This window comes from Bacillus sp. 196mf, from assembly GCF_003217275.1.
GTDB classification, from domain to species: domain Bacteria; phylum Bacillota; class Bacilli; order Bacillales; family Bacillaceae_G; genus Bacillus_A; species Bacillus_A thuringiensis_S.
In genome coordinates, this window is sequence record NZ_QJTG01000065.1 from 1 (window position 1) to 6063 (window position 6063).

Consider the following 6063-nt stretch of genomic DNA (forward strand, 5'->3'; position numbering starts at 1 on the left):
GTAGATAGATCGCTAGAAATGATTGTAGGCCTATTAGGTATCTTAAAGGCTGGTGGAGCTTATGTACCATTAGATCCCTCTTATCCAGAAGAAAGGTTGAAATATATAGTAAAAGATTCAGGAATCACAATAATATTGACAAAAAGCAATACAGATTGGTGGATTTCCAAGGAGGTACAAACTATCTCTTTAGAGAGACAATGGGAATTTATTTCACACGGATGTAACATAAATCCATTAGTGGAAGTAATGCCAGATAATTTAGCCTACGTAATCTATACATCGGGCTCTACTGGAACCCCAAAGGGCGTACTTCTTGAACAAAAAGGGTTATGTAACCTTGTATTAACCCATATTGAATTAATGAAAGTAGATGCAAAAAGTAGATTTATTCAATTTGCTTCTTTATCATTTGATGCGGCTGTTAATGAAGTATTTACCACTCTTATAGCCGGTGCGACATTATACCTATGTAGTTCAAATGACATTATGCCTAAAGATCCATTAACCCAATTTTTACAACATAATAGAATTACGCATGCGATTTTACCACCTACAGTTTTAAACATTTTAGATGAGTTAGATTTTAAACACCTAAAAGTACTTATTTCTGCAGGATCAGCTTGTAGCGAACACATAGCACAGCGTTGGTCTAAAAATTGTTTATTTATCAATGGATATGGTCCAACAGAAACTACAGTTTGCGCTACTATTGGAATTTATGAAGGAAACGGTAAACCCCATATTGGGCGTCCACTACCTAATGTGGAAGTATATGTGTTAGATCAAAATCTCCAACTTGTCCCTGTTGGAGTTGCTGGAGAACTGTATATTGGCGGTATAGCATTAGCGCGGGGTTATTTAAACCGTCCGGAATTAACAGCCGCTTCATTTATTTCGCATCCGTTCAAAGGTGAGGCTAAGGCTAAAATATATAAAACAGGAGATTTGGTTAAATATTTACCTAATGGAAATATAGAGTATATGGAAAGAATTGATAATCAAGTGAAAATTAGAGGGTTCCGCATTGAGTTAGGAGAAATTGAGGCGGTATTGGGACAGTATCCAAGTATAAAAGAGGTAGTTGTAGTAGCTCAGGATGACAAAATAGGAGATAAAAAGCTAATAGCTTATGTTGTGGGTGAAGGAAATGTACAGGAATGGAAAAATCATATCCAAGCTCATCTTCCAAGCTATATGATTCCTTCTCACTTTGTAAATATAGAATCAATACCTTTAACAATTAATGGGAAGGTGGATAAGAAATCTTTACCAGAATGGCAGCACTTAATACAAAATAGTAAGGAATATATTCCGCCTCGTAACGATGTAGAGCGAAAATTAGTTGTAATTTGGTCAGAAGTTTTAGGTATTAGCAGTTCATTAATTGGTGTAGGGGATAGCTTTTTTGAACTAGGAGGACATTCTTTAAAAATAATGGCTACGTTAGTAAAAACATTATCTGAAGGATGGGATATCAGCATTAAGGATTACTATGAATTAAAAACTATTAGTAAGATTGCAGAAAAAATTAATAGTGGGCCTGTAAATGCTATTGCTTTACCTGTATCAAACATTCAGTTTGTAAAGTCACCAAAAAAGAAAATAGCCAAGAATAAAAAGTGTTTTGATTCGAGCAGTGGTATCCTTCTAACAGGTTCTACAGGTTATTTAGGAGTACACTTATTAGAAAAATTAATGGATGCAACACAAAATAAAATTTATTGTGTTGTTCGTGGAGAAGATGACCAGCAAGCTATCATACGATTAACGAAAATGGTAAAGTTTTATTTTAAAGATAAATTTAAAAAATATGAGGCGTTAATCAATAAAAGATTATTTATAGTAAAAGGTGAACTTGCTGATAAACAATTTGGATTAGACAATGTAAGGTATGAAGAACTTAAAAAGCAAGTTAATATTGTAATTCATGCTGCAGCTTTAACCAAACATTTTGGAGATTGGGCTGATTTTGAGAATGCAAACGTCCAATCAGTAAGAGAAATATTGAAATTTGTTGGTAAAGATAAGCAATTACATCATATTTCTACGACGAGCGTGTCTGGAGAGTACACAAGTGATGAAGGAAATATATTTACAGAAAATGATTCTTATATTAAACAAAACTACGAGGATAATGTTTATGTGAAAAGTAAATTCTTAGCCGAGCAGGAAATCTTTAAAGCAATTTCAGAAGGAACCGATGCCAATATATATAGGGTAGGTAATCTTACAAATAGATATTGTGATGGACAACATCAATTTAATCTTGAAGATAATGCATTTATGAACCGCTTTAAATTCATGTTGCAATATGGAGTGGTAACAAAAGATTTATTTTCTGATAAAGTTGAATTTACACCAGTAGACTATTGTAGTGAAATAATTATGGGATTTGTAACGTCTGATAAAATTGATAAATATGATAACGATTGTGTATTTCATATTTATAACCACAAAAAGGTTGATTTAGAGAATATGTTGGAAGTATTAAATACATTAGGATATTCGATTAAGTTACTTTCTAGTGAGGAATATCAAGAACTGGTACTAAAATTATCTCAAGATATAAATACACAAAAAGATATTCGAAACCTTATGATGTTAGGAGATCTAGGTAAAGACAAGAATAAAACAGTGATAGTAAATTCCATAAAAACTCAAGAGAAATTAAAAAAATTAGATACGGAATGGGCATCAATTAATGAAGAGTATTTAGAAAAAATCATTCATTATATGATTTTTTCTAAATGTCTTAATCGGACTCCTGTCACCAATGTTTAGAAAATATTAATAAATACTATCCCTGTCGTCGTGAAAGTGACAGGGATAGATATTTATTAATATTTTATTTAATCAGATTGTGTATTTCATATTATTTCAAAACCGTGTATGCGTGAAATATAGATTTTGTATTACAATTCAATTGTAAAGAGCATAACGGATTCAAGATTAGATATATTAAAGTCCTATTAGTTGTTTAAAATAAGAAACCGTTGAATGGTACATGGAAATTGCGGAGAAATGAAACATATTTGCAGTCCGAAGAGGAAAATCCTTTATCATATAACGAGTTACTCAATGCAGTAAGTTATGTATTTGATAAAGACAAGGAGAGAATATTATCTTTTCGGAACAGGAGGGATTAACAAAGCGCTCTTCTGGCAACAATTTTATCTCAAAAAGAATTGGCATTATTACTTGATGTACCTTTTGAAAGTATTTCTATTATTAAGAATAAATTTGGAAGACCTGTATTAGAAAGTCCAAAAGAACAGCAATTAGATTTTAATATCACGCAATCAGGAGAATGGATTATTTGTGTATTTAAAAAAAGGTAGAATTGGTATCGAGGAAACAGTTCCCTTTGATTTAAATATAATCAAGACATGTTTATCAAATAAAGAAATTGCTTTTATGAATAGCCTCTTGATAGAAAAAAGAACATTGTATTTTTATGATGTCTGGACCTTAAATGAGGCTTATACAAAAAAGCAAATAGCACAGGATTAAATCGAGAGTTAAGGAAATTGTATTTTCAATATAATAATAAAAAATACAAGTAGAGTCTAACAATTATATTTATATCCATTATTTTCTAATTATTTGATTAATGTAAAATATTCTTTTTCTTTGAATACAAATATAAAGAAAACTTCTTTATAGGTGATTGATCGAAATAAGCTATTATTGATAGGCGATATATATGTAAGGTCCTGTCATTTAATAAGCATTGATACGGTTTGAAAACCGCTAAAAAAAGATTTAACAAGAAATAAGATCAATTTTAAATGGAAACATTATCCAACTTAAATCACTTTATTAACAGTTTGTTGCGGGACGCGTTACAACAAGTACCATGCGTGGGAGACATGTCGTCAAATGAAGCGGATGTCTTTTGTAACCAAAATGGCCACCTTCTACAGAAGTTGACGCAAACCATCTGTAGAAGGTGATTTATGACTATTTGTAGAGTTTTTTCGAATGGTTTTCTAATACCTCTATACGCCCTTTTACATTCTGTATTTAACTTTCTAATTGATGAGAAAAATAGCAAATAGCTTGCGATCCCTTTGGTATACAATAGAATCTCTTGTTTTTTCAACACCACTACCACCTCCTTGAATGATATATCTAGTATTCACACAAAAAGGACATATCAGACTAGTAAATTAAAAAAGCCTCTGTAAGAAAATTGAAGTGAACCCCGAAAACGGGACACCAATCAAAACACCTAAACCACTTGTTCCCTAAATTCTTTAGGGGATAGGTGGTTTAATTTTTCTTGAATTCGCACACAATTGTAGTAATGAATGTATTCTAGCACAATCTTTCGCACAGTTGTGTTGGATACTTTTGTTATCTTTTGTGAATAGAAAGCTTCACTTTTTAAATGACCAAAGAAGCTTTCCATGACGGCATTATCATGGCAATTTCCTCTCCGGGACATGCTGGTGATCATGCCGTTTTCTTTGGCATACGCTTGAAATTCTTTTGCTGTATAAATACTTCCTTGATCCGAGTGAAGAAGGACATCTTTTACTTTTCGCCCTCTCATTGCTGGTTTCAATGTTTTCATCGCTAATGTCAGTTTTTGTGATTCGCTGATGACACAACTAATAATTTCACGATTAAAGGCATCCATGATCGTTGATACATACAAGGTACGCTCTCCAAATAAGAGATACGTCACATCCGTAAACCACTTTTCATTTGGTTTGGATGCATCGAATTGGCGCTCAAATCGATGAGGGGCTACCATTGGTTCCGCACCATTGATATATTTCTTTTTCTTTCGACGCACTTTGGAAAGAATATGATTTTGTCTCATGATTCGTAATACTTTTTTATGATTGACACACAGTCCCATTTTTCGAAGAGTAGCGGTCACTCTTCGATATCCATACCGGAATTTATGCCTAAGACAGACGTCCTTTACTTTTTCTTCTATATCATCTTTCAGATCTTCCGTTCGTTGTAACCAACGATAAAATGTAGAACGGGGTAATTCTAATACGTTACACAAGTCTTTTACCGTTATTTTTGTTTGTACATTTCTCCATAAAGTAACTACAGTTTCTGGTTTCAGCCCCTTTCGATTTCCAGATACTTTCCCCATACAAGTAATTTTGTTTTTAGATGTTTATTTTCTAAACGTAGCTGTTCTAATTCACTGAGCTCTTTTGGTCCTTTTCCATAAGAATATTGTTTTCCTACAGGTTGTTGAAAACGGTACGTTTGATCGGTACGATACCACTTCATCCACGTCTTAATTTGGGAAACATTTTTAATTCCAAGCTTCTCCATAATTGTCCGATTGGAATATCCATCCTTTTTCATTTCAATCACTTTCCACTTTACTTCTTCTGGGTAATGAACTCTTGTCTTCAAACGAAAAACACCTCCAATGAATTTGCATACTTAGTATGCGAATTCAGGAGGTGTTTTTTTCATGTACCACTATTCGGGTTCACTTCAAAATTGAGTAGTTTTTCTTTATGAATCGCGCCTTTAACATTACAAAATAGAAATATAGTGATGATAGGTGTGTTTGATTTTTGGGAACAGTACTTAAATTAGACCGCTTTGAATACAGGTTAATTAGAAAAAATAAGATGATTTGTTAATTATTTCATGTATTCTTTTAAAATACAAATTGATATAATTAAGTTGTTCAAAGTACCTAATAAACACATTTGGTATATTTGGTTTATTATGCGTCATAACAGTACATGCGACCATCTGGAAGGATTAAGGGTCGTATGGTGGTACAAACAGCTAAAACTCGCAGAAAGATACCCTTTAAAAAGGTAGGATAACAAGGAGGAGAGACAAGATGAAACTACATGCAGTATGGAAATGTTTAGCGACAACAGCCTTAATGAGTCAATTGGTTGTAAGTACAGGTACAGTCACTGCATTTGCGGCAACAAATGATTCGACGCAAAATGCGGCGGATGTAAAGCATGAAGAAACAAAAAACATGCCAGGTCATGGCCTAGTAGGATATTACTATAAAGATGTTAATGGTAAAGAGCTTGTTATGATGTCACGTGTTCAGGA

4 protein-coding genes are annotated in these 6063 nt (G+C 33.0%); 3 read left to right on the forward strand and 1 reads right to left on the reverse strand.

Annotated elements, in window-relative coordinates; genetic code table 11:
* Window positions 1–2784, forward strand: a 2784-nt coding sequence (locus tag ATL10_RS30045) for an amino acid adenylation domain-containing protein (RefSeq protein ID WP_142670035.1), incomplete at its 5' end; no start/stop codon positions are given.
* 377 nt (window positions 2785–3161) lie between these two features.
* Complete coding sequence (locus ATL10_RS31495) at window positions 3162–3341, forward strand: hypothetical protein (RefSeq protein WP_481747236.1); 180 nt, start codon at window positions 3162–3164, stop codon at window positions 3339–3341.
* A gap of 893 nt (window positions 3342–4234) precedes the next feature.
* Here ATL10_RS31495 and ATL10_RS30060 read toward each other — a convergent pair.
* Window positions 4235–5391 (reverse strand): IS3-like element ISBt2 family transposase gene (locus ATL10_RS30060; protein ID WP_110498263.1). Its coding sequence is split into 2 segments (ribosomal slippage): window positions 4235–5139 and window positions 5139–5391, totalling 1158 coding nucleotides; the frame shifts between segments, so codons are not numbered across the junction.
* Between the two features lie 445 nt (window positions 5392–5836).
* On the opposite strand from ATL10_RS30060, the gene ATL10_RS30065 reads away from it, so the two are divergent.
* Window positions 5837–6063, forward strand: a 227-nt coding sequence (locus ATL10_RS30065) for a hypothetical protein (protein ID WP_142670036.1), incomplete at its 3' end; no start/stop codon positions are given.